This is a genomic window from Streptomyces roseoverticillatus, from assembly GCF_000719265.1.
Classification (GTDB): Bacteria; Actinomycetota; Actinomycetes; order Streptomycetales; family Streptomycetaceae; genus Streptomyces; species Streptomyces roseoverticillatus.
Window position 1 is genome coordinate 27,896 of sequence record NZ_JOFL01000038.1, and the last position, 23,816, is coordinate 51,711.

The window sequence follows — 23,816 nt, forward strand, 5'->3', positions numbered from 1 at the left end:
CCCTCCGCCCACCCCGCCCCCTCCTCCCGGGAGACCCGATGACCGTGAACTTCCCGCCCGGCTTCCTCTGGGGCACCGCCACCGCCGCCTACCAGGTCGAGGGCGCACCCCACGCGGACGGCCGCACCCCCTCCATCTGGGACACCTTCTCCCACACCCCCGGCAGGACCCTCGGCGGCGACACCGGCGACACGGCCACCGACCACTACAACCGCCGCCGGGACGACGTCCGCCTGATGGCGGACCTCGGCATCGGCGCCTACCGCTTCTCCGTCTCCTGGCCGCGCGTCCAGCCCTCCGGCCGCGGCCACCCCAACCAGCCGGGCCTGGACTTCTACCGCGCCCTCGTCGACGACCTCCTCGAACACGGCATCCGCCCCGTCCTGACCCTCTACCACTGGGACCTGCCGCAGGAGCTGGAGACGGCGGGCGGCTGGCCCGAGCGCGGCACCGCCCACCGCTTCGCCGACTACGCCCACCTCGTCGCCGAGGCCCTCGGCGACCGCGTCGATATGTGGACCACCCTCAACGAGCCCTGGTGCAGCGCCTTCCTCGGCTACGGCTCCGGCGTGCACGCCCCCGGCCGCGCCGACGACCTGGCCGCCCTGCGCGCCGCCCACCACCTCAACCTCGCCCACGGCCTGGGCGCCCAGGCCCTGCGCGCGGCCCTGCCCTCCCACGGGCAGGTGTCGGTCACCCTCAACCCCGGCGTCGTCCGGGCCTTCACCGACGCCCCCCAGGACCTCGACGCCCAGCGGCGCATCGACGCCCTGGCCACCCGTATCTTCACGGGGCCCATGCTGCACGGCTCGTACCCGGACGATCTGCTCGCCGACACGGCGGGCATCACGGACTGGGCGTTCGTGCACGACGGCGACCCGGGCGTCATCAAGCACCCCCTCGACTCGCTGGGCATCAACTACTACACACCCACAGTGGTAGCAGCCGCCACTGACAACGGCCTTCCCGGAGAGGCCCCGGAGCCCTCGCCCTGGCCGGGCGCCGCCGGCGTCGCCTTCCACCGCCCGCCCGGCAAGCGGACCGCCATGGACTGGTCCGTCGACCCCACCGGCCTGTACGACCTGCTGGTCCGCTTCGCCGAGGAGGTCCCCGGCCTGCCCCTGGTGATCACCGAGAACGGCGCCGCGTACGACGACAAGCCCGACGGCGACGGCACGGTGCACGACCCCGAGCGCATCGCCTACCTGCACGCCCACCTGGACGCCGTCCGGCGGGCCATCGCCGACGGCGCCGACGTCCGCGGCTACTTCCTCTGGTCGCTGCTCGACAACTTCGAATGGGCCTACGGCTACAGCAAGCGCTTCGGCGCGGTCCACGTCGACTACGCCACCCAGACCCGCACCCTCAAGTCCAGCGCCCGCTGGTACTCCCAGGTCGCCCGGACGGGCCAGCTGCCGCTCTACTAGCGGCCCGGGGTCACTCGAAGACCGACGGCGGCGGCTCCGGCGACGGCCGGGCGCTCGCGTCCGTGACCGGCGCCGCGCCGCCCGTGAAGTCCGCCAGCGCCCGGCCGTGTTCGACCCGCCCCTGGTGCGGGTCGGACGCGGCCCTGCGGGTCAGCTCGGCGACGGGCAGGGCGTGGTCGGAGGCGAGCAGCACGGCGTTGCCGAAGCGGCGCCCGCGCAGCACCGCCGGGTCGGCGGTCAGGCAGAGCTCGGGGAAGACGGCGCCCACCGTCGCGATCTGGGACTTCACGTAGGCCAGCGGCGGGCCGTCCGCGAGGTTCGCGGCGTAGAAGCCGCCCGGCCGCAGCGCCCGCCGCACCTCGGCGGCGAACTCGGTGCTGGTCAGGTGCGCCGGCGTGCGGGCGCCGCTGAAGACGTCGGCGATGATCAGGTCGGCCCAGCCGTCCGGCACCTTGGCCAGCCCCTCGCGGGCGTCGCAGCCCCGCACCCGGATCCGCCAGCCGCTGTCCAGCGGCAGCTCCCGCCGTACGAACTGCACGAGCGGCGCGTCGATCTCCACGATCTGCTGGGTCGAGCGGGGCCGCGTCGCGGCGACGTACCGGGCGAGGGTGAAGGCGCCGCCGCCGAGGTGGAGCGCCTGGACCGGCTTGCCGGGCGGCGCCGCGAGGTCGGCGATGTGGCCGAGCCGGCGCTGGTAGGCGAAGTCCAGGTAGGAGGGGTCGTCGAGATCCACGTGGGACTGGGGCGCCCCGTCGATCAGGAGGGTGAAGCCCCGGGGGCGGTCACGGTCGGGCACGAGCTCGGCGAGCCCGCCGGCGACCTGCTCCGCGACCGGTTCGGCGGCGCGGCCGCGCCCTTGTTTCTTCTTGACCTTGCCCACCCGGCAAGTATCGCCCAGGGGCCGGGCCGGCTAGCGGCAGCGGTCGACCGCCGCGATCGTCCGGGCGGCCTCGCCGAGGGCGTCGCGCAGCACCGCCGGGTCCGTGGCGGAGGAGAAGGCGGCCTCCGGGGCGACGAGCCAGCCGGCGCCGGTGAGGAGCGGCCCCTCCGGGACCGCGCGGAGCCCCCGGCCGTGCGTCTGGGTGCAGGCGCTGCCCGGCACGTCCCAGGCGTCGGCGGTGCCGGGGGGCACCAGGAAGCCGAGGGTGTCGCACTCGTCGTCGTGCAGGACGGGGCCGACGCCGTCGCGCAGCCGGAGGATGTCGACCGCCTCCAGGCCCTGCCGGGCGGGGACGGTGACCAGGTCGCACGGCCCGGCGTCGGGGGCGAGGCCCGCCGCCCGGGGCGCGCAGGGAGAAGGGCTGCGGTCCTGACGCGGCTGGTGCAGGGCCGTCGTCCGCGAGCTGCTGCTGTCCACTCCGGCCTCCACCAAGGGAAACCCCTCCTCCGACGTGCCACTACGCTCCGCGTCGAGCGTGCTCAAGGGGTTCAACGCGCGAAGGGCGTCAACGGCAACGGGCGCATGCCGTCACAAAGGATGGCACTTCATGGCGGATCACGGGTGGGATATCCGGTTTGTAGCGAAACGAGGGGCCAAACGGGGGGAATGGGCCACCGATTGCCGGTACGGTCGCGCCCATGGTGTCGCCCCACGCGCCGAACACGGCGTTCCGGCAGCTGCGGGGCGCCCGTTCGGCGGCCGAGTTCGCGGCGGCCGTGCGGCGGGCGGCCCGCGAGATCGGCGAGCAGGTCTCGTGCGACGCGCGCTACATCGGCCGCGTCGAGTCCGGGGAGATCCGCTGCCCCAACTACGCCTACGAGCGGGTGTTCCGGCACATGTTCCCCGGCTGCGAACCGGAGGACATGGGCTTCGCCCCGCGCGCGGTGGTCCGCGGGCGCGGAGCGCGCAGCCAGGGGAGTGCTCCCTCCGATCGCACCGACCAGCCCAAGGAGAGCGACGTGTTGCGGCGCGCGTTCATGACCGGCAGTACGGCCGCCGCGGTGGCCGCGGCCTCCCTGGGGGCCGCCGCCCCGGCCGCCTCCTCGGTGCGCGTCCCGCGCCGCGCCGGCGAGGCCGAGGCGTCCGCCGTCGAGCAGGCCGTCCGCCGCATCCGGCTGCTGGACGACCGGCACGGCGCCGACGGGCTCTACCGCCGCGCCACGCGGCCGCTGCAGCTCGCCTACGAGCTCCTCGACGCCGGCGCCCGCCGCCAGTCCGTCGCCGACCGGCTGCAGTCGGGCGCGGGCGAACTCGCGCTCTCCGTGGGCTGGCTGGCCCACGACTCGGGCCGCTTCGCCGCCGCCCGCTCGCACTACGCCGAGGCGCTCGCCACGGCCCGGGTCGCCGGGGACGCGGCCCTGGAGGCCCACGCCTTCTGCAACACCGCCTTCCTCGCGCGCGATGCGGACCGCCCGCGGGAGGCCGTGCGCGCGGCGCAGGCCGCCCAGGGCGCGGCCCGGGCGCTGTCCTCGGCGCGGCTGATGTCGCTGCTGGCCCTGCGGGAGGCGGGCGGCTGGGCCGGGCTCGGCGACCGGACCGCCTGCGAGGCCGCCCTGCTGCGGGCGCGGACCCTCTTCGACCGCGGACCGGGCGACGCGGACCCCGAGTGGATGAGCTTCTTCGGCGAGGCCGAGCTGGAGGGGCTGGAGGCGCAGTGCCGGTCGGCGCTCCGCGACTGGCGGCGGGCGGCCGTCCACGCGCAGCGCGCCGTCGACCTCCAGGACGCCCACTTCGCCCGCAACATCGCCCTCTTCACCGCGCAGCTCGCGGGCGACCTGGCCCGGGCCGGTGCGCCGGACGCGGCGGCGTCCGCCGGGGAGCGCGCGCTGGACCTGCTGGCGGGGGTCCGCTCGGCGCGGATCCGGTCGATGCTCGACGCCACGGCCCGGCTGCTCGGCGGCCGGTACGGCGGCGAGCCGTCGGTGGCGGCCTTCCTGGAGCGACACGCCGCGGACTGACACCGGACGGCGTACGCCCGGCCCGCGCCCGTCCTGCGACCGGGGGAAGGGGGAGCCTTCGCGAAAACGACGAGGGCCCCGGTCCGCTTCCGCGGACCGGGGCCCTCTGTCAGGGTGAGTAACGGGACTTGAACCCGCGACATCCTGGACCACAACCAGGTGCTCTGCCAGCTGAGCTATACCCACCATGTCGTCCGGTGTGTTTCCCACCGGCCGAGAAGAAGTCTACAGGGTCTTCGGGGGTGCTCGCTCCCGGCTTTCGGCCGAGCCGGGAGCGAGCTGTGTCACACCGCCTTGGCGGGAAGGACGTGCTTGGCCGCGATGGCCTTCGCCGTGTCCGAGTCCGGGCCGGGCTGCGGCACGAAGATCGCCTCGCGGTAGTAGCGGAGCTCGGCGATCGATTCCCGGATGTCGGCGAGCGCGCGGTGGTTGCCGCTCTTCTTGGGGCTGGAGAAGTAGGCCCGCGGATACCAGCGGCGGGACAGCTCCTTCACCGACGACACGTCGACGATCCGGTAGTGCAGGTGGGACTCCAGGGCGGGCATGTCCCGCGCGAGGAAACCGCGGTCGGTGCCGACCGAGTTCCCGCACAGCGGGGCCTTGCCCGGCTCCGGGACGTGCTCGCGGACGTAGGCGAGGACCTGCTGCTCGGCGTCCTCCAGGGTGGTGCCCGCCTCCAGCTCCGCGAGCAGCCCGGAAGCCGTGTGCATCTGGCGCACCACCTCGGGCATGGTGACGAGGGCCTCGGTGGGCGGGCGGACGACGATGTCCACGCCGTCGCCGAGGATGTTCAGCTCCGAGTCGGTCACCAGGGCGGCCACCTCGATGAGCGCGTCGTCCGACAGCGAGAGCCCGGTCATCTCGCAGTCGATCCACACCATGCGATCGTTCATGCTCCTCACCCTACGGGGCGTTCCCGCTGGCCGGGCAGGCGTGGGGTGTAGAGGTCAGACTCCGGCTTGCCCGGCTCCGTGGCATTCATCCCATATCCACCGCTATGTCCGCCGGGTACGCCCGGAACGCCCGGATGGGCGCCGTGCGGACCGTGGCCCGGGTGCCCGCCGTGCGCCGGCGGCCCGCCGAGCACGCCGCCCGCGCCGGAGGCGGCGTGGGCCGGAGCCATGGCAGCCCGCCGGAGCGCCATCACCGACGGCTCCCCGGTCCGCTGCTCGCCGAGCTCCGGCCGGTCGAACCGGTCCGTACGCTCCCGCTCCGTACGCCCCTCGCGCTCGGCCCGCTCGGGGCGGTCGGCCGAGCCGCTCTGGGGCCTGCGTGCGCGGTACGCGGCCCGGTAGGCGGCGGGGGAGGACCCCAGCTGCCGGCGGAAGTGCCCGCGCAGCGCCACCGGGGAGCGGAACCCGCAGCGGCCGGCGACCTCGTCCACCGAATAGTCGGAGGTCTCCAGCAGCCGCTGTGCCTGGAGCACCCGCTGGGTGATCAGCCACTGCAGGGGCGCGCTCCCGGTGAGCGAGCGGAACCGCCGGTCGAAGGTCCGGCGGGACATGTACGCACGGGCGGCGAGCGTCTCCACGTCGAACTGCTCGTGGAGGTGCTCCAGCGCCCAGGCGACGACCTCGGCGAGCGGGTCGGCGCCGATCTCTTCGGGTAAAGACCTGTCGAGGTAGCGCTCCTGCCCGCCGCTGCGGCGCGGCGGGACGACGAGCCGGCGGGCCAGCGCCCCGGCCGCGTCGGCTCCGTGGTCGGTGCGGACGATGTGCAGGCACAGGTCGATGCCTGCCGCGGTGCCCGCGGAGGTCAGTACGTCGCCGTCGTCGACGAAGAGCTCCCGCGGGTCCACGTGGACCGACGGATAGCGCTTGGCGAGCGTGGGCGCGTACATCCAGTGGGTGGTGGCGGGCCTGCCGTCGAGCAGTCCCGCCGCGGCCAGTACGAAGGCCCCGGTGCACAGCCCGACGATGCGGGCGCCCTCCTCGTGGGCGCGGCGCAGCGCGTCGAGTGCGGCGGCGGGCGGCGGCTGGGTGATCGACCGCCAGGCCGGTACGACGACGGTGCCGGCCCGGGAGAGCGCCTCCAGGCCGTACGGTGCGGTCAATTCCAGGCCGCCGGTTGTTCGCAATGGCACATCCTCGCCCGCGCACACCAGCAAGCGGTAGCGGGGGACTCCGGCGTCCTGTCGGTCGATGCCGAACACGGAGAGCGGAATGGAGCTTTCGAAGATGGGGCCGCCGCTGAATAGCAGCACTGCGACGATCTCCCGGCGGCGGCGTCCGGAGAGCTTGCGCGTGGTCTCCGGTACGGTCGTGGAGTCCTGGCTCATGGCGCTAAGCCCCCCTCGGCGGTCGAGTCCTCTCGGTCCTGCACGTTTCCCCTCGGTCCTGAACGGTTCCCCCGCCGGTCATGGCCAAGATCGAATCTACTGCGTCGAATGCAGACGCAGTGACCAGTTCACCACTCGGCTCTAAGTCGACATGGCAACTTGGCGCGAAGCGTTCGATCACGAAGCGTTGCACTTGCAGGCCTCGGTGAAAAGTACGCCTCTCGCCCATGCCCAATCCCCGTAGGGTGCAACCGCCCTCCGCGGTCCTTTCCTTGCTGGTCGACCGGCTGTTAGGGGCGTCTCAAGCCAAGGTATGGGCTTCGGACTGAACTTGGCTGAAAAGTGGTGGGTCCAGGTGTGCGAAAGTGTCAAACAGCCCTCGGGCGCCCCTCACTGAGCCACCGTCCCACGGCCTCCGCGGCGGTCAGTCGACCGGCGCCGCGCCGCCGGGGTGACGCCCTCCGCGGTGCGCCCCCGCGCCCGTCCGCCCGTGCCGCCCGCGGTGCGGGACCGTCTGTTCCGCGAGCGTCCTGGCCGCACTGCGCTCCGCCTGCCGCAGCAGGGCGCGGCAGGCACAGGTGACGGCGACGAGCCCGGCCGCCGTGCCCGCGGCGCCGCCGAAGGACTGGCCGCAGATCAGCAGGGTCACGGGGACGAGCACGCAGCTGAAGGCGGCCCAGCGGACTACGTCGCTCACCGGATCGGGGGAGTCCTGCGGCGGGGCGTCGGCGCGGGCGTGGTCACGGGTTCCGGGCACGGAGCGCTCCCTGGGGGCGGCGGGCTGGCGGTGGTACAACGCCCGGCCGGGGCCCTCGGTCACTGCGCCGAGCGCATCGGGAGTACGCCCGGAGCACGGCCGGGGCATTGCGCTACGCGCCGCCCTCGTGCATGCTCCGGGGAACGCCCGCCCGCCTTACGGCCCACCGGCGGTCCGGGCGGGCACCGCGTGCCACGCCCGTGCGACCCCTGGCTCCGAGCCGCCGGTCGGCCCCTGGGCAGGCGGCGAGTGTCGCCGTACCCTGGTGGGTAAGTGATTGAAAAGATGAATCCCGGACGGATTTTGCCTCCAAGATCCGACCCCGGGGGAGCAACCGCCGATCTCCCTCCGCCCGAGGACACCCTTCGCCGAGATACCGATGGCCGGTCACGAATTCTCCGAACCTGCGGACCGCAAGCGGGTCGCCGATCACGCGGCGCACCCCGAAGCGGCGGAAGAAACACGCCATTCCTGCGATCCGGCGTTCCAGCACGGCGTCGTGGTGGGCTTCGACGGCTCCACGTCCAGCGAGCGAGCGCTTGCGTATGCAATCGGGATGGCCCGGCGCTCCGGCTCCGGGCTGATCATCGTGCACGTGGCCAACCGGCTGCCGACCACCGTCTGGGCGGGCTGTGAGCCGCCCGTCTTCGTGGACGTCCCCGACCACCGCACCGAGGTCCTGGGCCTGGAACTGGCCTGTGCGGACTATCTGTCGGAGGTCCCGTGGATCCTCGTCGAGCGCGGCGGCGACATCTGCCACGAACTGGAGGAGGTCGGCCGGGAGTACGCGGCCGACGCGATCGTCGTCGGTTCGACGCACGGCCTGGTCGGCCGGATCTTCGGCTCGGTGGCGGGCCGGCTGGCCCGGCGGGCCCAGCGTCCCGTCGTCGTTATTCCGTAGCCGCTTTCCTCACCCTGCAGGGGTGATGACTCCTGCCCCGGACTTGACGGCCCGTGAATCTACCCGCGCGTAGGGGGTGGATCGCGCCGTGCGGGCGGGTAGGAACCGCCCGATGGCGTGCCGCCGTACGGGAGGTGACGGTTCCCGGAAGCGGCGGCATCCCCGCCGGCGCGAGGGCGAACGCCGGTGCATGGGAAAGCGGCCTTCCCGCGCGCGTGGTGGCACGTGCGGGAAGGCCGTTCCTCTCGGACCTGTCGCGGACAGGTGCGGACAGGTACGAGAGCGCGGGGCCCGGGCCGCGGCCCGGGCGCGGGGCGGCTACTCGACGGTGACGGACTTCGCCAGGTTGCGCGGCTTGTCGATGTCACGGCCCATGGCCTTGGCCGTGTAGTACGCGAAGAGCTGCAGCGGGATGCCCATGAGGATGGCGTCCAGCTCGTCCTCGTTCTTCGGCACGACGATCGTGTGGTCGGCCTTCTCCTGCTCCTGGTGCGCGACCGCGAGGATGCGGCCGCTGCGGGCCTTGATCTCCTCCAGGGCGGCGCGGTTCTTCTCCAGCAGCTCGTCGTCCGGGACGATCGCGACGGTCGGCATCGCGGGCTCGATCAGCGCCAGCGGACCGTGCTTCAGCTCGGAGGCCGGGTAGGCCTCGGCGTGGATGTACGAGACCTCCTTGAGCTTCAGCGAGGCCTCGCGGGCCACCGGGTAGCCCCGGACGCGGCCGATGAACATCATCGACTTGGCCTCGGCGTACTCCTTGGCCAGCTCCTCGATCTGCGCCTCGTTCGCCAGGATCTCCTCGATCTGGCCGGGCAGCTTGCGCAGGCCCTCGATGATCCGCTTGCCGTCGGCGACGGACAGGTCGCGGGTGCGGCCGAGGTGCAGGGCGAGCAGGCCGAAGGAGACCACCATGTTGGTGAAGCACTTGGTGGAGACGACGCAGACCTCGGGGCCGGCGTGCACGTAGATGCCGCCGTCGGTCTCGCGGGCGATCGCGGAGCCGACCACGTTGACCAGGCCCAGGACGCGGGCGCCCTTGCGCTTGAGCTCCTGGACGGCGGCGAGCACGTCGTAGGTCTCACCGGACTGGGAGACCGCGATGTAGAGGGTGTCGGGGTCCACGACCGGGTTGCGGTAGCGGAACTCGGAGGCCGGCTCGGCGTCCGCGGGGATGCGGGCGAGCTCCTCGATCATCTGCGCGCCGATCTGGCCGGCGTGGTACGAGGTGCCGCAGCCGAGGATCTTGACGCGGCGCACGGCGCGGGCGTCGCGGGCGTCCAGGTTCAGGCCGCCCAGGTGCACGGTGGAGAAGCGGTCGTCGATGCGGCCGCGCAGGGCGCGGTCCACGGCGTCGGCCTGCTCGTGGATCTCCTTGTGCATGTACGTGTCGTGGCCGCCCATGTCGTACGACTCGGCCTCCCACTCGACGGTGGTCGGCTGGGCCGAGGTGGAGGAGCCCTCGGTGGTGTACGTGCGGTAGTCGTCGGCGCGCAGGGTGGCCATCTCGCCGTCGTCGAGGGTGACGACCTGGCGGGTGTGGGAGACCAGGGCGGCGACGTCGGAGGAGACGAACATCTCCTTCTCGCCTATGCCCAGCACCACGGGGGAGCCGTTGCGGGCGACGACGATGCGGTCCGGGAAGTCGGCGTGCAGGACGGCGATGCCGTACGTGCCCTCGATGTGCTTGACCGCCTCGCGGACCTTCTCCTCCAGCGTGCCGGCCTCGGAGCGGGCGATCAGGTGCGCCAGGACCTCGGTGTCGGTGTCGGAGACGAAGGTGAAGCCCTCGGCCGTCAGCCTGGTGCGCAGGTCGGAGGCGTTGTCGATGATGCCGTTGTGGACGACGGCGACCTTCTCTTCGGCGTCCAGGTGCGGGTGGGCGTTGACGTCGTTCGGCGCGCCATGGGTGGCCCAGCGGGTGTGGGCGATGCCGGTGGTGCCGTTGAAGCGCTTGGGGAGGCGGGACTCCAGCTCGCGCACGCGGCCCTTGGCCTTGGCGGACTTCAGGCCACCGGTCTTGCCGCCGGCGTGCAGCGCGATGCCCGCGGAGTCGTAGCCGCGGTACTCCAGACGCTGCAGCCCCTCCAGGAGCAGCGGCGCGACGTCGCGCTTACCGATGTATCCGACGATTCCGCACATAAGTGGTGACCCTCCCAGAGAAACGATCAGTGGTGCCCGGCAGCGGGGCGGCGGTAGCGGCGCCGGCCCTTGCCGCCTCAGCCGTAGACGATGCGGCGCAGCTGCCGCAGCGAGAGCTCCGGCGGGGCCACCGCACGGTGCGGCAGCTCCGCCGAGATCCGCTCGAAGATCTCCGCGTTGCGCAGTCCGCCGGACTGCAGCTCGCGGTGGCGACGGCGGACGAAGCTCTCGGTCGTCTCGTCGAAGTACGCCAGGACGTCCAGGACCACCCGGGCGGCCTCGCCGCGCTGAAGCGGCGTGCTGCGCACCAGGTGGTCCACCAGGTCGTCATGATTCATACGGCGTTCGAGCACCCGTCGATACTGAGGGGTATCGGAGACATTCGCAAGAATCCTGCCCGAAATCGGGCAGGGGCGGGTGGATCGGGGGCGCGAATCGCCTAGAAACGCTTCAATACGGCCTGTTTCGCCGCGGTGAACTCGTCCTCGGTCAGGATTCCGGCGCGGTGCAGCTCACCGAGCTCCCGCAGCCGGCGCAGCAGGGCGTCGTGATCGGGAGCCTCCTCCGGGGCGGGGGCGGCGTCGATGGCGGCCGGGCCCTTGGACAGCGAGGGAGCGGAGGCCGGCGCCCCGGCGGCGGACGGGTGCGGCATCCGGGCCACGACGGCGGCGGCCACCATCGCCATCAGCGGGTCCTTCTTGAAGCCGAAGAGCTCGATCGCATGGGGATCGTGCTTGGGCGGGGCCTTGGTCGGCTCCCGGAGGACGGTGAAACGGAGGTAGCCGTTCTCCAGGCCCGCGGCGGGCAGCCACTCCACCGAGCGGATGTCCTCCAGAGGGAGGGACTGGGTGCCGGCGGACTTCTTGCCCTCCTCGGTCTTCCAGTTCCACTCCAGGCGGATCCGCTCGCCGTCGAAGGTGACCGTGCCGTCACCCGCGCCGACCGACAGCGGCAGCGTCGGGCCGGGCAGGAGATAGCGGTCCGAGGGGCCGTCCGGCACCTGGTCCAGGAGGAGGGCGTTGCGCACCTCGTCCACGACGTACTCGGCGACGCCCGCGCGGTCGGGATCCACCGTCAGCTGATACGGATCAGCGGCGTCCGGCAGCCTGCCGCGCGCCACCTGCAGCAGGGGGTCGGCCCCGTCGCGCAGCCGCAGCCGCAGGCGCCCGCTCTTGCGGCCCGGCTCGTAGGCGATCCCCGCCACGGCGGACAGCGGAACGGCCAGTTCACCGAGGGTCTGGCGCAGCAGGTGCACGCCGCGCTCGCGGCCCGGGACGATCCGTATCGTTTCGCCGTCGAAGGTCCATGTGCCGTCCTTCTGGAGGATTTCAGCCATGGGGGGATTCTCTCAGGCACGTACGCTCGGGAGGGCGCGGACCAGGAGGTGCGCGGACCTCGTGACGCGGGCCGCGGGCCTTGACGCGGGCCGGGGCCGGCGATACTCAAGTGGTCGTTCGTACGCGTGAATTCCCGTGAGCGGTACGCCGAAGGGACTTCCTGTTGAGACGCACGAGCTTCGGACCGAGATGCCTGGCGCTCACCGGCGCCGCCCTGCTGCTCGCCGCCGGCGGGACGGCCGCCCCGGCGGCGTCCGCAGCCGCGGAGCCCGGACCCGCCCCGCTCGGACACGTCGTGCCCGCCCCCGCGTCCGTGCGGCCCGGCGGGGACCCGTACGAGATCACGGCCCGCACCGTCGTACGGGTGCCGCCCGGCAACCGCGAGGCCGCGCGGGCCGGCGGCTACCTGGCCGGGCTGCTGCGCCCCTCGACGGGCTACCGGCTGCCCGTCGTGGACTCGGGGGCGGCCGGGCCGGGCATCCGGCTGGTGCTGGACGACGAGGGCGCGGGCGCTGCCCTCGGAGCCGAGGGCTACCGGCTGTCCGTCACCGCCCGCTCCGTGACCATCTCCGCGCGGGAGGGCGCCGGGCTCTTCCACGGCGTCCAGACCCTCCGGCAGCTGCTGCCCGCCCGCGCGGAGAGCACCGTCCGGCAGCCCGGGCCCTGGACCGTGGCGGGCGGCGTTGTCACCGACGCGCCGCGCTACGGCTACCGCGGCGCGATGCTCGACGTCGCCCGGCACTTCTTCACCGTCGACCAGGTGAAGCGGTACGTCGACCAGCTCGCCCTCTACAAGTACAACGCCCTCCACCTGCACCTCTCCGACGATCAGGGGTGGCGCATCGCCGTCGGCTCATGGCCCCGGCTGGCCGCGTACGGCGGCAGCACGCAGGTGGGCGGCGGCCCGGGCGGCTTCTACAGCAAGGACGACTACCGCGAGATCGTCCGCCACGCCGCGAGCCGCTACCTCACCGTGGTGCCCGAGATCGACATGCCCGGGCACACCAACGCGGCCCTCGCCTCGTACGCCCGGCTGAACTGCGACGGCGTCGCGCGTCCCCTCTACACGGGCACGGAGGTCGGCTTCAGCTCGCTGTGCGTGGCGAAGCAGGACACCTACGAGTTCGCGGAAGACGTCATCGGGGAGCTGGCGGTGCTCACACCCGGCCCTTACCTGCACATCGGTGGCGACGAAGCCCACTCGACCAGCCCGGCCGACTACGCGGCCTTCATGGACCGGGTGCAACCCGTCGTCGCCCGGCACGGCAAGACCGTCATCGGCTGGCACCAGCTGGCCGGGGCGCGTCCGGCGCCCGGCGCGCTCCTGCAGTACTGGGGTTACGGCCGGACCGGCGCCGCGGAACGGGCCCGGGTGGCCGCCGCGGCGCGGGCGGGCGCGGGGCTGATCCTCTCGCCCGCGGACCGGGCGTACCTGGACATGAAGTACACCAAGGACACGCCGCTGGGCCTGCAGTGGGCGGGGCTCGTCGAGGTGCGGCAGTCCTACGACTGGGACCCCGGCGGCTATCTGACGGACGCGCCCGCCTCGGCCGTGGCGGGCGTCGAGGCGCCGCTGTGGACGGAGACGATCAGCACGAGCGCGCAGCTGGAGTACATGGCGTTCCCACGGCTGGCGGGCATCGCCGAACTCGGCTGGTCCCCGCCGGCCACGCACGACTGGGCGTCCTACCGGGGGCGCCTGGCGGCGCAGGGGCCGCGGTGGGACGCCCTCGGCATCGCGTACTACCGCTCGCCGCAGGTGCCGTGGCCGCACCCTTCACCGGGCCTGCGCCTGGGAGGCAAGGGGCGCTCGCGCCCCTGAATCCGCCGCAGCGGTCTCAGCCACTACGGCGGATTCCGGGTGCGGCCCTGCACCCTTCACCAGGCCTGCGGCCGGCAGGCGAGGCCGCCGGGGCCCGCTAGCCCGCGAACCCCAGTTCGCGGGCGATCAGCATCCGCTGCACCTCGCTCGTGCCCTCGCCGATCTCCAGGATCTTGGAGTCGCGCCACATCCGCGCCACCGGGTACTCGTTCATGAAGCCGTAGCCGCCGTGGATCTGCGTGGCCTCGCGGGCGTTGGTCACCGCGATCTCCGACGAGTACAGCTTGGCCAGGGCGGCCTCCTTCTTGAACGGCTCGCCGTGCACCAGCCGGGACGCGGCGTCGCGCCAGGCGAGCCGCGCGGTGTGCGCCCGCATCTCCATGTCGGCCAGCTTGAACTGGATGGCCTGGTTCGCGCCGATCGGCCGGCCGAACGCCTGCCGCTCCTTGGCGTACTTCACCGACTCGTCGACGCAGCCCTGCGCCAGCCCCGTGGCCAGCGCCGAGATCGCGATCCGGCCTTCGTCCAGTATCCGCAGGAACTGGGCGTAGCCGCGCCCCTCCTCGCCCACCAGGTTGGCCTTCGGGACGCGGACGTCGGAGAAGGACAGCTCGCGGGTGTCGGAGGCGTTCCAGCCGACCTTGGAGTAGGGGGCGGCGACGGTGAAACCGGGCGTGCCGGAGGGGACGATGACCGAGGAGATCAGCGGCTTGCCCTCGGGCGTGCGGCCGGTGACCGCGGTGACCGTGACCAGGCCGGTGATGTCCGTGCCGGAGTTGGTGATGAAGCACTTCGTGCCGTTGATCACCCACTCGCCGGTGGCCTCGTCCAGCCGGGCCGTCGTGCGCGTGCCGCCCGCGTCCGAGCCGCACTCGGGCTCGGTCAGGCCGAAGGCGCCCAGGACCTCGCCGGAGCACATCTTCGGCAGCCAGGTGCGCTTCTGCTCCTCGGTGCCGAAGCGGTAGATGGGCATGGCGCCCAGCGAGACGCCGGCCTCCAGGGTGATGGCGACCGACGAGTCGACCCGGGCCAGCTCCTCCAGGGCCAGGCCGAGGGCCAGGTAGTCGCCGCCCATGCCGCCGTACTCCTCGGGGAACGGCAGCCCGAACAGCCCCATGCGGCCCATCTCCCGCACGATCTCGTACGGGAACTCGTGACGCTCGTAGAAGTCGCCGATCTTGGGGGCGACCACGTCGTGTGCGAACTCCTCCACCGTGCGGCGGAGTTCCTCGTGCTCGGGGGTGAGGCGGTGGTCCAGCGGCATGGCTCAGGGCTCCTGATGGGAGAGGGCGCGGACGGTACGGGAGGGGCTGGGCCGCCCCAGCTGCTCGGCCATCCACACGCTCGTGGCGGTGAGCCGGCCGAGGTCGACCCCGGTGTCGATACCGAGGCCGTCGAGCATCCAGACAAGGTCTTCGGTGGCGAGATTGCCCGTGGCGCTCTTCGCGTACGGGCAGCCGCCGAGGCCGCCGGCGGAGGCGTCCACGGTGGTGACGCCGTGCCGCAGGGCGGCCAGGGTGTTGGCCAGGGCCTGGCCGTAGGTGTCGTGGAAGTGGACGGCGAGGCGGCCGGTCTCCACGCCCGCCTCGTTCAGGGCGGTCAGCAGGGCGGTGACGTGGCCGGGCGTGGCCACGCCGATCGTGTCGCCGAGGCTCAGCTCGTCGCAGCCGAGGTCCAGCAGGCGGCGGGCGACCCGGACGACCTGCTCCAGCGGGACGGCGCCCTCCCAGGGGTCGCCGAAGCACATGGACAGATAGCCGCGGACCGCCAGGCCCGCCTCGCGCGCCTCGGCCACGACCGGCGCGAACATCTCCAGCGACTCGTCCACCGTCCGGTTGAGGTTCGCCTTGGCGAAGGACGCCGTGGCGCTGCCGAAGACGGCGACCTCGCGGGCGCCGAGGGCGCGGGCGCGCTCCAGGCCGCGGGCGTTGGGCACGAGGACGGGCAGCCGGGCGGGCACGCCGTCCAGCAGGGGCAGCAACTGCTCGGCGTCCGCGAGCTGCGGCACCCACTTGGGGTGCACGAAGCTCGTGGCCTCGACCGTGCCGAGGCCGGCCGCGGCGAGGCGGCGGATGAACTCCGCCTTCACCTCGACCGGGACGATCACCTTCTCGTTCTGCAGGCCGTCGCGCGGGCCCACCTCGTGGATCCGGACGCGGGGCGGGAGGCCGGGCTCGGGCACGGCCATGGGCAGTCCGCTGATCACGATTCCTCCGCGGGGCCGGTGGCGGCGGGGGTGACGACGGCCAGGACCTGGTCCATCGCGACGGTGGCGCCGGGCGTCACGTCCAGCTCGGCGACGGTGCCGTCGTGCGGGGCGGAGATGACGTGCTCCATCTTCATGGCCTCCACCACGAGGAGGCTCTGCCCGGCGCTGACGAAGTCGCCCACGCTCGCCTTGACGACGGTGACGGTGCCGGGCATGGGGGCGGTGAGGGTGTCCGCCCCGGCGGCCCCGGCCCCGCCGGCCGCGCCCTCGACGGGGTCGTGGTCGCGCAGGTGCCAGGCGTCGCCGTCCCGCCCGAGCCAGGTGCCCTCCGGGCCGGGGACACGGGTGAAGCGGTGGGTGCGGCCGTCCAGTTCGAGGACGACCTCTTCCCCCGCACCACCCCGCCCCTGAGCCGGGGGCAGGCCCCCGGGCCCCCAGCCCGGCAGCAGCTTCGCGCTGCGGGAAGCGCCGGCCGTGCCGTCGGCTGTGTGCCGACGCTCCCCGGCAGCAGCGGTGGGCACGGCAACCGCACGGAGTGCCGCCGCCTCCGCATCGCCCACTACGAGCTCCGCGGCGGATGCCGCCCCCCGTACGCGGACCGTCACCGGATCCTCGCCCGGCACCCGGAAGTGGTGGGGCGTCCAGGCCCGCTCGCCGCCGAGGCGCCAGCCGTCCGGGACCGAGAACGGGTCGACCCAGCCGTCGCGCGGCGGTTCCAGGGCCGCCTGGCTCAGCAGCGCCCCCGCCGCGTACACCTCGTCCGGGACGGAGGGCCGTACGAGCGAGGCCGCATCCCGGTCGACCAGGCCCGTGTCCAGCGCGCCCGCCACCACGTCCGGATGCGCCAGGAGGCGACGCAGGAAGCCCGCGTTGGTGTCGACGCCCAGGACGACCGTGTCCGCGAGGGCGGCGCGCAGGCGGCGCAGGGCCGTCGCCCGGTCCGGGCCGTGGGCGATGACCTTGGCGAGCATGGGGTCGTAGGACGTGCCGACGTCCGTGCCCTCCGACAGGCCCGAGTCGACGCGGACGCCTTCGCCCGCCGGCTCGCGCAGCAGCCGCACGGTGCCTGCGGACGGCAGGAAGTCGACGCGGGCGCCGTCACCGCTCACGCGCGCGGTCTCGGCGCAGATGCGGGCCTCGACGGCGTGCCCGGTGAGGGTCACGTCCTCCTGGCGCAGGGTCAGCTCCTCGCCGGCGGCGACGCGGAGCTGCCACTCGACGAGGTCCAGGCCGGTGATGAGCTCGGTGACGGGGTGCTCGACCTGGAGACGGGTGTTCATCTCCATGAAGTAGTACGAGGAGGGGTCGTCGCCCGGCACGATGAACTCGACCGTGCCCGCGCCCGCGTAGCCGCAGGAGCGGGCCGCCTGGACGGCCGCCTCGCCCATGGCGGCGCGCGTGGCCTCGTCGAGGAACGGCGACGGCGCCTCCTCGATGATCTTCTGGTGGCGGCGCTGCAGGGAGCACTCGCGCTCGCCCAGGTGGATCACGTGCCCGTGGCCGTCGGCCAGGACCTGGATCTCGATGTGGCGGGGCCGGTCGACCCAGCGCTCGACGAGCAGGGTGTCGTCGCCGAAGGAGCCGCGGGCCTCGCGCCGGGCGGCGGCGATCTCCTCGCCGAGCAGGGAGGCGTCGCGGACGAGGCGCATGCCCTTGCCGCCGCCGCCCGCGGAGGGCTTGAGGAGGACGGGCATGCCGATGCCGAGGGCGGCGGCCGCGAGCTCCGCGTCGGTCAGGCCGCTGCCGGAGGAGCCGGGCACCACGGGCACGCCCGCGGCCTGCACCGTCTCCTTGGCGCGGATCTTGTCGCCCATCAGCTCGATCGCGCCGGCGGGCGGGCCGATGAAGGCGAGGCCGGCGTCGGTGCAGGCGCGGGCGAAGGCGGCGTTCTCGGCGAGGAAGCCGTAGCCGGGGTGGACGGCCCGGGCGCCCGTGCGGGCGGCGGCCTCCAGCAGGCGCGGTATCGACAGATAGCTCTCCGCGGCGGCGGCCGGGCCGATCCGCACGGCGGTGTCGGCCTCGCGGACGTGCCGGGCCTCCGCATCGGCGTCGCTGAACACGGCGACCGAGCGGATGCCGAGCGCGCGCAGCGTACGGATGACCCGTACGGCGATCTCGCCGCGGTTGGCGACAAGGACAGTCTCGAACATGCTCCGCCTCACATCCGGAAGACGCCGTAGCCGGGCGCGGTGGGGTCCTTCTCGGGCAGGGGGGCGTTGGCGCAGGCCGTCAGCGCCAGGCCCAGCACCTGCCGGGTCTCCAGGGGGTCGATGACGCCGTCGTCCCACAGCCGCGCGGTGGCGTAGTAGGCGCTGCCCTGGGTCTCGTACTGCTCGCGGACGGGAGCGCGGAACGCGTCCTCCTCCTCGGCGCTCCAGCTCTCGCCGCGGGCTTCGAGCTGGTCGCGCTTGACGGTGGCGAGGACGGAGGCCGCCTGCTCGCCGCCCATGACGGAGATCTTGGCGTTGGGCCACATCCACAGGAAGCGCGGCGAATAGGCCCGGCCGCACATCGAGTAGTTGCCCGCGCCGTAGGAGCCGCCGATGACGACGGTGAGCTTGGGGACGCGGGCGCAGGCCACGGCCGTGACCATCTTCGCGCCGTGCTTGGCGATGCCGCCCGCCTCGTACTGCCGGCCGACCATGAAGCCGGAGATGTTCTGCAGGAAGACCAGGGGGATGCCGCGCTGGTCGCACAGCTCGATGAAGTGCGCGCCCTTCTGGGCGGATTCGGAGAACAGGATGCCGTTGTTGGCGACGATGCCGACGGGGTGGCCGTGGATCCGGGCGAAGCCGGTCACCAGCGTCTGCCCGAACTCCGCCTTGAACTCGGCGAACCGCGAGCCGTCGACGACGCGGGCGATGACCTCGCGCACGTCGTAAGGGGTGCGGGAGTCCACCGGCACGGCGCCGTAGAGCCCCGCGGGGTCGACGGCGGGCTCCTCGGCAGGCTCGGCCTTCCAGGGGAGCGCGCCCCGTCCGGGCAGGGTGGACACGATCGTGCGGACGATGCGCAGGGCGTGGGCGTCGTCCTCGGCGAGGTGGTCGGTGACGCCCGACACCTTCGAGTGGACCTCGCCGCCGCCGAGCTCCTCGGCGGTGACGACCTCGCCCGTCGCGGCCTTCACCAGCGGCGGGCCGCCCAGGAAGATCGTGCCCTGGCCGCGGACGATCACGGCCTCGTCGCTCATGGCCGGGACGTAGGCGCCGCCGGCGGTGCAGGAGCCGAGGACCGCGGCGATCTGCGGGATGCCCGCGCCGGACATCCGGGCCTGGTTGTAGAAGATCCGGCCGAAGTGGTCGCGGTCGGGGAAGACCTCGTCCTGCATGGGCAGGAAGGCGCCGCCCGAGTCCACGAGATACAGGCAGGGCAGCCTGTTCTCCAGGGCGATCTCCTGGGCGCGCAGGTGCTTCTTGACCGTCATCGGGTAATACGTGCCGCCTTTGACTGTGGCGTCGTTGGCGACGATCACCGTCTCGCGGCCGGAGACCCGGCCGATGCCCGCGATCACGCCCGCCGCCGGGGCGGCCCCGCCGTACATCCCCTCGGCGGCCAGCGGAGCGAGCTCCAGGAACGGCGAGCCGGGGTCCAGCAGGGCATCCACCCGGTCGCGCGGCAGGAGCTTGCCGCGGGACGTGTGCCGCTCCCTGGCCCTCGCGCCGCCGCCCAGCCGCGCCGCGGCCAGCCGCTCCCGCAGCTCCGCGGACAGCTCGCGGTGCGCCGCCTCGTTCACCCGCCAGGCGTCGGACGCCGGATCGGCGGCGCTCCCCAGCGCCGGTGCCTGCTGCATGTACTCGAGCTCCCTTGCTCGGCCCATCGTGCTCGGCCCGTGATCCCGCTCGGTTAATGAGCGTTAACACGTTTCCTTCAGGTTAACGACCACTAACGCCGCTGTCTAGAATCACTTTCGTGAACGACGCACCAACCCGCACCCCGGCCCAGGCCGCCCCCACCCGCCGCGAGCAGATCCTCAGCGAGGCGGCCCGGCTCTTCGCCGAGCGCGGCTTCCACGGCGTGGGGGTCGACGAGATAGGGGCCGCCGTCGGGATCAGCGGCCCCGGCCTCTACCGGCACTTCGCCGGCAAGGACGCGATGCTCGCCGAGCTCCTCGTCGGCATCAGCGAGCGGCTCTTCGCGGGCGGGCGCCGCCGCGTCATCGACGCCACCTCGGCGGGCGAGGGCCCGGCCGCCGTTCTCGGCTCCCTCATCGACGGCCACATCGACTTCGCCCTGGACGACCGGGCGCTGATCACCCTCCACGACCGCGAGCTGGGCCAGCTGCGCGACAGCGACCGCAAGCAGGTGCGCTCGCTCCAGCGGCAGTACGTGGAGCTGTGGGTCGACGTCGTCCGCCGGCTCCACCCGGACCCGTACGAGGCGGAGGTCCGCGCCGCCGTCCACGCCGTCTTCGGCCTGCTCAACTCCACCCCGCACCTCGGCCGGCCCGGCGCCCTCCCCGGCCGCGAGGCCACCGCCGCCCTGCTGCGCAGGCTGGCCCACGGGGCGTTCGCGGCGCTGTCGGACGGCGAGCCGCGACCGGAGGAGTAGCCGGGAGCGCGGCCGCGGACGCGGCCGGGGCGCAGTCACCCGTACGGCTCAGCCGACTCTGGACAGCCCTGGTGACTCCCCGGTAGCTTCGCCTGAGCAAGCGCTTGGCCAGGCATGAGCCCGGGGTCCCCGGGCCCGCACGAGGGGAATGGCAGCCAATGCGTCGCACGGTGTACAACGAGGACCACGAAGCCTTCCGCACAACGATCCGCGACTTCATCGCGACCGAGGTCGTGCCCGTCTACGACGAGTGGCGGGACGCCGGCGCCGTCCCGCGCGAGTTCTACAAGAAGCTCGGCGACCTCGGCGTCTTCGGCATCGAGGTGCCCGAGGAGTACGGCGGCGCGGGCGAGCGCGGCTTCAAGTTCCACGCCGTCATCACCGAGGAGTGCGCCCGCGCGGGCGTCAGCTTCGGCGGCAGCAGCGTGCACACCGCGCTGTGCCTGCCCTACCTCCTCAAGTACGCCACCGAGGAGCAGAAGCGGCGCTGGCTGCCGCCCTTCGTCTCCGGCGGCATGATGACCGCCATCGCCATGACCGAGCCCGGCACCGGCTCCGACCTCGCCGGCATGAAGACCACGGCGAAGCTGTCCGAGGACGGCACGCACTACGTCCTCAACGGCGCCAAGACCTTCATCACCGGCGGCGTCCAGGCCGACCGGGTCCTCGTGTGCGCCCGCACGGCCCCGCCCGCCCCCGAGGACCGGCGCGCCGGCATCTCCATCCTCGCCGTCGACACCACCTCCGAGGGGTACGCGGTCGGCCGCAAGCTGGAGAAGCTCGGCCTGAAGACCTCCGACACGGCCGAACTGTCCTTCACCGACGTCAAGGTGCCCGTCGGGGACCTCCTCGGAGAGGAGGGCAAGGCCTTCGGCTACCTGGGACAGAACCTGCCGCAGGAGCGGCTCGGCATCGCCGTCGCCGCTTACGCCCAGGCCGCCGCGGCCATCGGGTTCGCCAAGGAGTACGTGCAGGACCGGACGGTCTTCGGCGCGTCCGTCGCGTCCTTCCAGAACACCAAGTTCGTGCTCGCCGACTGCAAGGCCGACGTCGACGCCATGGAAGCGGTCGTGGACCGCGCCCTGGACGCCCACGAGACGGGCGAGCTGTCCGCCGCCGACGCCGCCTCCGCCAAGCTCTTCACCACCGAGCGGGCCGCCGTCGTCATCGACAAGTGCCTCCAGCTCCACGGCGGTTACGGGTACATGATGGAGTACCCCATCGCCCGCCTCTACGCGGACACCCGCGTCAGCCGCATCTACGGCGGCACCAGCGAGGTCATGCGCACCATCATCGCCAAGTCCATGGGCCTGTAAGGCCGGTAAGACCCGGAACTCCAATGAACGAGCCCCTTACTTCCGCTCCGCCCGTACCGGCGGCCGACCCGCACACGCCGCTGGACGAGCTCCTCGCCCTCCTCGACCTCGAACCCATCGAGGAGGACATCTTCCGGGGCCGCACCAGTCGCGCCGTCCTCGTGCCGCGCGTCTTCGGCGGCCAGGTCGCCGCGCAGGCCCTCGTTGCCGCGGGCCGCACCGTCCCCGCCGACCGCCCGCCGCACTCCCTGCACTCCTACTTCCTGCGGCCCGGCGACCCCGCCGTGCCCATCGTCTACACCGTCGACCGCATCCGCGACGGCGGCTCCTTCACCACGCGCCGCGTGGTGGCCGTCCAGCACGGACAGCCGATCTTCCACCTCTCCGCGTCCTTCCAGCGGCACGAGGAGGGACTGGAGCACCAGGAGGGCATGCCGGCCGCACCCGCCCCGGAGACCCTCCCCACGGCCGCGGAGACGCTGCGCCGCTACGCCCCGCTCCTCGGTGGCCCGGATGTCGTGGACCGCATCCTGGACGCCCGCTCAGCGGTCGACCTGCGGTACGCGGACGAGCCGCCGTTCGGCAGCGTGGGGGAGCCGCGCGAGCCGAAGTCGCAGGTTTGGTTCCGTACCAACGGCAAACTGGCGGACGATCCCCTGCTCCACATCTGCCTGGCCACCTACGTCTCCGACATGACGCTCCTCGACTCCGTCCTCCTGGCCCACGGCCGCGGCGGCTGGGCCGTCGGCGACGTCGTCGGCGCGAGCCTGGACCACGCGATGTGGTTCCACCGCCCGTTCCGCGCGGACGAATGGCTGCTGTACGACCAGGAGAGCCCGACGTCCCAGGGCGGCCGCGGCCTGGCCCGGGGCCGCATCTTCACCGAGAGCGGCCAGTTGGCGGTGTCGGTGATCCAGGAGGGTGTGGTGAGGGTCCCCCACGCGCGCATGACCCGCCGGTAACATCGATGAGTTGACGCAACCGGTGTGAGGGAGGGGCCCGCATGGCACGCGCGGCTGTACGGATGGGAACGGCGCCGAGGATATTGCTGATGGCCGGAGGCGCCGTGAGCGTCGTCCTCGGCGTCCTTGCGGCCTTCCTCTGGCACAGCCCGCTCATCGAGGCGACGGGAGTGTCCAAGTTGGTGGGCTTCGCCGTCTTCCGGGGCACCGAAGCCGCCCTGCTCTGGGGCGGCGCATGGCTCTGCGTGCGGGGCTGGAACGGCGGCCCCGGCCCCGCGGAGGGCTAGCCCCGGGGCCCCGCCGTAACAGGGCCACAGAGCCCGCTCAGGCCTCCGTGAGGAGCCCCGCCACGGCCAGCAGGTACGCCGTCATCGGCTCGTAGAAGCGCGGGTCCCTCACGTGGTCGTCCATCGGGACCGCCACCTGCAGCGTGCCCTCCGCCTCCGCGAGGAAGAGCGCCGGGTCGTTGGAGTCCGCGTAGCCCACCGCGTCGATGCCGCGCTGCGCCGCGCAGCCCGCCCAGCCGTGGTCGGCGACGACCAGGTCCGGCAGCGGGCTGCCCTCCCGCAGCAGGCCGTCGAGGATCGCGGCCATCGGGTTGGGGGAGTGCGTGTGCCAGAGCGTCGCCCCGCCCTCGTACACCGCCACGTCCGCGAACTGCACGACGCAGCCCTCGTCCGCGGTCAGCCCGCCCGGGATCCGGACGATCTCGCAGCCCGCCGCGCGCATGGCCGCGGCCGTGGTGCGGTGCGTCTCCAGCAGGGCACCCGGGTGGCCGGTCGCGAAGAGCACGCGCTGCCGGCTCTCCGCCGCCTTGCCCAGCACGTTCGCCATGCGGTCCAGGCCGTCGGCGGTCAGCTCGGGGTCGATGTGGTCCTGGCCGGCCCGGTGGTTCAGGTCGTCGCTGACGCCGCAGCGCTCCGCCATGACGGCGAGCACGTCCTGCTCGTCCGTCCAGCGGTCGCCGAGCTCCAGCCCGAGCCAGTAGCGGCGGTCGCCGTTCGCCAGCTTGCGGTAGTGGTCGAGGTTGTTCTCGCGTGGGGTCGCCACGGCGCCGGCGATGCGCGTACGGACGAGGTGGTCGATCAGTTCGCTGCGGGTCGGTGTCGGCATGCCGATCATTGTCTCCCCCGATCACTGCGGTGCTGGACGCGGTGTCCATATGGAGGGCCCGGATCCACTGATACGTACATGTGCGGATCCCGCCGCCCTGCCTACCCTC

21 protein-coding genes and 1 tRNA gene are annotated in these 23,816 nt (G+C 73.2%); 8 read left to right on the plus strand and 14 right to left on the minus strand.

What is annotated here, in order from left to right; genetic code table 11:
* The first annotated feature begins 38 nt into the window (after window positions 1–38).
* The gene (locus IF61_RS0130305; RefSeq protein WP_030369755.1) at window positions 39–1,427 is read left to right on the plus strand and encodes a GH1 family beta-glucosidase; all 1,389 of its coding nucleotides are present in this window, start codon (window positions 39–41) and stop codon (window positions 1,425–1,427) included.
* A gap of 10 nt (window positions 1,428–1,437) precedes the next feature.
* On the opposite strand, the gene IF61_RS0130310 is transcribed toward IF61_RS0130305, so the two are convergent.
* Window positions 1,438–2,307 (minus strand): spermidine synthase, encoded by an 870-nt coding sequence (locus IF61_RS0130310; RefSeq protein WP_030369756.1) that lies wholly within the window; start codon window positions 2,305–2,307, stop codon window positions 1,438–1,440.
* A gap of 30 nt (window positions 2,308–2,337) precedes the next feature.
* Complete coding sequence (locus tag IF61_RS0130315) at window positions 2,338–2,784, minus strand: hypothetical protein (RefSeq protein ID WP_245684681.1); 447 nt, start codon at window positions 2,782–2,784, stop codon at window positions 2,338–2,340.
* Window positions 2,785–3,005: 221 nt separating this feature from the next.
* On the opposite strand from IF61_RS0130315, the gene IF61_RS0130320 reads away from it, so the two are divergent.
* Window positions 3,006–4,325 (plus strand): NsdA family TPR-like regulatory protein, encoded by a 1,320-nt coding sequence (locus tag IF61_RS0130320; RefSeq protein WP_030369758.1) that lies wholly within the window; start codon window positions 3,006–3,008, stop codon window positions 4,323–4,325.
* 113 nt (window positions 4,326–4,438) lie between these two features.
* Here IF61_RS0130320 and IF61_RS0130330 read toward each other — a convergent pair.
* The 4 genes from IF61_RS0130330 to IF61_RS0130345 all read right to left on the minus strand — a co-directional run bounded on the left by IF61_RS0130330 (window position 4,439) and on the right by IF61_RS0130345 (window position 7,360).
* A tRNA-His gene (locus IF61_RS0130330) sits at window positions 4,439–4,511 on the minus strand.
* 98 nt (window positions 4,512–4,609) lie between these two features.
* Window positions 4,610–5,218 (minus strand): oligoribonuclease, encoded by a 609-nt coding sequence (orn, locus tag IF61_RS0130335; RefSeq protein WP_030369759.1) that lies wholly within the window; start codon window positions 5,216–5,218, stop codon window positions 4,610–4,612.
* A 5-nt stretch (window positions 5,219–5,223) separates the two neighbouring features.
* On the minus strand, window positions 5,224–6,603 hold the full coding sequence (locus IF61_RS0130340) for a helix-turn-helix domain-containing protein (protein ID WP_030369760.1): 1,380 nt from the start codon (window positions 6,601–6,603) through the stop codon (window positions 5,224–5,226).
* Window positions 6,604–7,027: 424 nt separating this feature from the next.
* Window positions 7,028–7,360: a hypothetical protein gene (locus IF61_RS0130345; protein ID WP_030369761.1), complete on the minus strand. Its 333-nt coding sequence runs from the start codon at window positions 7,358–7,360 to the stop codon at window positions 7,028–7,030.
* A 379-nt stretch (window positions 7,361–7,739) separates the two neighbouring features.
* Between IF61_RS0130345 and IF61_RS0130350 the strand changes: the two genes are divergently transcribed.
* Complete coding sequence (locus tag IF61_RS0130350) at window positions 7,740–8,261, plus strand: universal stress protein (protein ID WP_030369762.1); 522 nt, start codon at window positions 7,740–7,742, stop codon at window positions 8,259–8,261.
* Window positions 8,262–8,579: 318 nt separating this feature from the next.
* Here the strand turns inward: IF61_RS0130350 and glmS are convergent, their stop codons facing one another.
* From glmS to IF61_RS0130365, 3 genes are all read right to left on the minus strand, one after another.
* Window positions 8,580–10,400, minus strand: coding sequence for a glutamine--fructose-6-phosphate transaminase (isomerizing) (gene glmS / locus IF61_RS0130355; protein ID WP_030369763.1), 1,821 nt, complete (start codon window positions 10,398–10,400; stop codon window positions 8,580–8,582).
* Window positions 10,401–10,477: 77 nt separating this feature from the next.
* Window positions 10,478–10,753 carry a hypothetical protein gene (locus tag IF61_RS0130360; RefSeq protein ID WP_030369764.1) on the minus strand — a complete coding sequence of 92 codons (276 nt, stop codon included), beginning with the start codon at window positions 10,751–10,753 and terminating at the stop codon, window positions 10,478–10,480.
* A gap of 86 nt (window positions 10,754–10,839) precedes the next feature.
* Window positions 10,840–11,736: a DUF4429 domain-containing protein gene (locus IF61_RS0130365; protein ID WP_030369765.1), complete on the minus strand. Its 897-nt coding sequence runs from the start codon at window positions 11,734–11,736 to the stop codon at window positions 10,840–10,842.
* A gap of 164 nt (window positions 11,737–11,900) precedes the next feature.
* On the opposite strand from IF61_RS0130365, the gene IF61_RS0130370 reads away from it, so the two are divergent.
* Window positions 11,901–13,559 (plus strand): beta-N-acetylhexosaminidase, encoded by a 1,659-nt coding sequence (locus IF61_RS0130370; protein WP_052393278.1) that lies wholly within the window; start codon window positions 11,901–11,903, stop codon window positions 13,557–13,559.
* 97 nt (window positions 13,560–13,656) lie between these two features.
* Here IF61_RS0130370 and IF61_RS0130375 read toward each other — a convergent pair whose 3' ends face one another.
* The 4 genes from IF61_RS0130375 to IF61_RS0130390 are packed head-to-tail and all read right to left on the minus strand — an operon-like array spanning window position 13,657 to window position 19,558.
* Window positions 13,657–14,817: an acyl-CoA dehydrogenase family protein gene (locus IF61_RS0130375; protein ID WP_030369767.1), complete on the minus strand. Its 1,161-nt coding sequence runs from the start codon at window positions 14,815–14,817 to the stop codon at window positions 13,657–13,659.
* A gap of 9 nt (window positions 14,818–14,826) precedes the next feature.
* Window positions 14,827–15,747 (minus strand): hydroxymethylglutaryl-CoA lyase, encoded by a 921-nt coding sequence (locus IF61_RS0130380; protein ID WP_030369768.1) that lies wholly within the window; start codon window positions 15,745–15,747, stop codon window positions 14,827–14,829.
* Window positions 15,748–15,761: 14 nt separating this feature from the next.
* Entirely contained in the window at window positions 15,762–17,918 is a 2,157-nt protein-coding gene (locus IF61_RS0130385; protein ID WP_030369769.1) for an acetyl/propionyl/methylcrotonyl-CoA carboxylase subunit alpha, read from the minus strand.
* 8 nt (window positions 17,919–17,926) lie between these two features.
* A complete protein-coding gene (locus IF61_RS0130390) occupies window positions 17,927–19,558 on the minus strand; it encodes a carboxyl transferase domain-containing protein (RefSeq protein WP_030369770.1) in 1,632 nt (543 codons plus the stop codon).
* 119 nt (window positions 19,559–19,677) lie between these two features.
* Here IF61_RS0130390 and IF61_RS0130395 point away from each other — a divergent pair, with 119 nt between their 5' ends.
* From IF61_RS0130395 to IF61_RS0130410, 4 genes are all read left to right on the plus strand, one after another.
* Window positions 19,678–20,316 (plus strand): SACE_7040 family transcriptional regulator, encoded by a 639-nt coding sequence (locus IF61_RS0130395; protein WP_030369771.1) that lies wholly within the window; start codon window positions 19,678–19,680, stop codon window positions 20,314–20,316.
* A 158-nt stretch (window positions 20,317–20,474) separates the two neighbouring features.
* Window positions 20,475–21,632: an acyl-CoA dehydrogenase family protein gene (locus IF61_RS0130400; RefSeq protein ID WP_030369772.1), complete on the plus strand. Its 1,158-nt coding sequence runs from the start codon at window positions 20,475–20,477 to the stop codon at window positions 21,630–21,632.
* 23 nt (window positions 21,633–21,655) lie between these two features.
* A complete protein-coding gene (tesB, locus tag IF61_RS0130405; protein WP_052393279.1) occupies window positions 21,656–22,594 on the plus strand; it encodes an acyl-CoA thioesterase II in 939 nt (312 codons plus the stop codon).
* 89 nt (window positions 22,595–22,683) lie between these two features.
* A complete protein-coding gene (locus IF61_RS0130410; RefSeq protein ID WP_030369774.1) occupies window positions 22,684–22,881 on the plus strand; it encodes a hypothetical protein in 198 nt (65 codons plus the stop codon).
* Window positions 22,882–22,918: 37 nt separating this feature from the next.
* Here IF61_RS0130410 and IF61_RS0130415 read toward each other — a convergent pair whose 3' ends face one another.
* Window positions 22,919–23,707, minus strand: a complete 789-nt coding sequence (locus tag IF61_RS0130415) for a phosphatase (RefSeq protein WP_397945207.1) — start codon at window positions 23,705–23,707, stop codon at window positions 22,919–22,921.
* Between the last annotated feature and the right edge of the window lie 109 nt (window positions 23,708–23,816).

Excerpts from the sequence above, each read along its gene's own strand:
- IF61_RS0130305 (WP_030369755.1), top strand. The coding sequence starts at position 39 with ATGACCGTGAACTTCCCGCCCGGCTTCCTCTGGGGCACCGCCACCGCC.
- IF61_RS0130320 (WP_030369758.1), top strand. The coding sequence starts at position 3,006 with ATGGTGTCGCCCCACGCGCCGAACACGGCGTTCCGGCAGCTGCGGGGC.
- orn (WP_030369759.1), bottom strand. The coding sequence starts at position 5,218 with ATGAACGATCGCATGGTGTGGATCGACTGCGAGATGACCGGGCTCTCG.
- IF61_RS0130340 (WP_030369760.1), bottom strand. The coding sequence starts at position 6,603 with ATGAGCCAGGACTCCACGACCGTACCGGAGACCACGCGCAAGCTCTCC.
- IF61_RS0130350 (WP_030369762.1), top strand. The coding sequence starts at position 7,740 with ATGGCCGGTCACGAATTCTCCGAACCTGCGGACCGCAAGCGGGTCGCC.
- glmS (WP_030369763.1), bottom strand. The coding sequence starts at position 10,400 with ATGTGCGGAATCGTCGGATACATCGGTAAGCGCGACGTCGCGCCGCTG.
- IF61_RS0130365 (WP_030369765.1), bottom strand. The coding sequence starts at position 11,736 with ATGGCTGAAATCCTCCAGAAGGACGGCACATGGACCTTCGACGGCGAA.
- IF61_RS0130380 (WP_030369768.1), bottom strand. The coding sequence starts at position 15,747 with ATGGCCGTGCCCGAGCCCGGCCTCCCGCCCCGCGTCCGGATCCACGAG.
- IF61_RS0130385 (WP_030369769.1), bottom strand. The coding sequence starts at position 17,918 with ATGTTCGAGACTGTCCTTGTCGCCAACCGCGGCGAGATCGCCGTACGG.
- IF61_RS0130390 (WP_030369770.1), bottom strand. The coding sequence starts at position 19,558 with ATGCAGCAGGCACCGGCGCTGGGGAGCGCCGCCGATCCGGCGTCCGAC.
- IF61_RS0130400 (WP_030369772.1), top strand. The coding sequence starts at position 20,475 with ATGCGTCGCACGGTGTACAACGAGGACCACGAAGCCTTCCGCACAACG.
- tesB (WP_052393279.1), top strand. The coding sequence starts at position 21,656 with ATGAACGAGCCCCTTACTTCCGCTCCGCCCGTACCGGCGGCCGACCCG.
- IF61_RS0130410 (WP_030369774.1), top strand. The coding sequence starts at position 22,684 with ATGGCCGGAGGCGCCGTGAGCGTCGTCCTCGGCGTCCTTGCGGCCTTC.
- IF61_RS0130415 (WP_397945207.1), bottom strand. The coding sequence starts at position 23,707 with ATGCCGACACCGACCCGCAGCGAACTGATCGACCACCTCGTCCGTACG.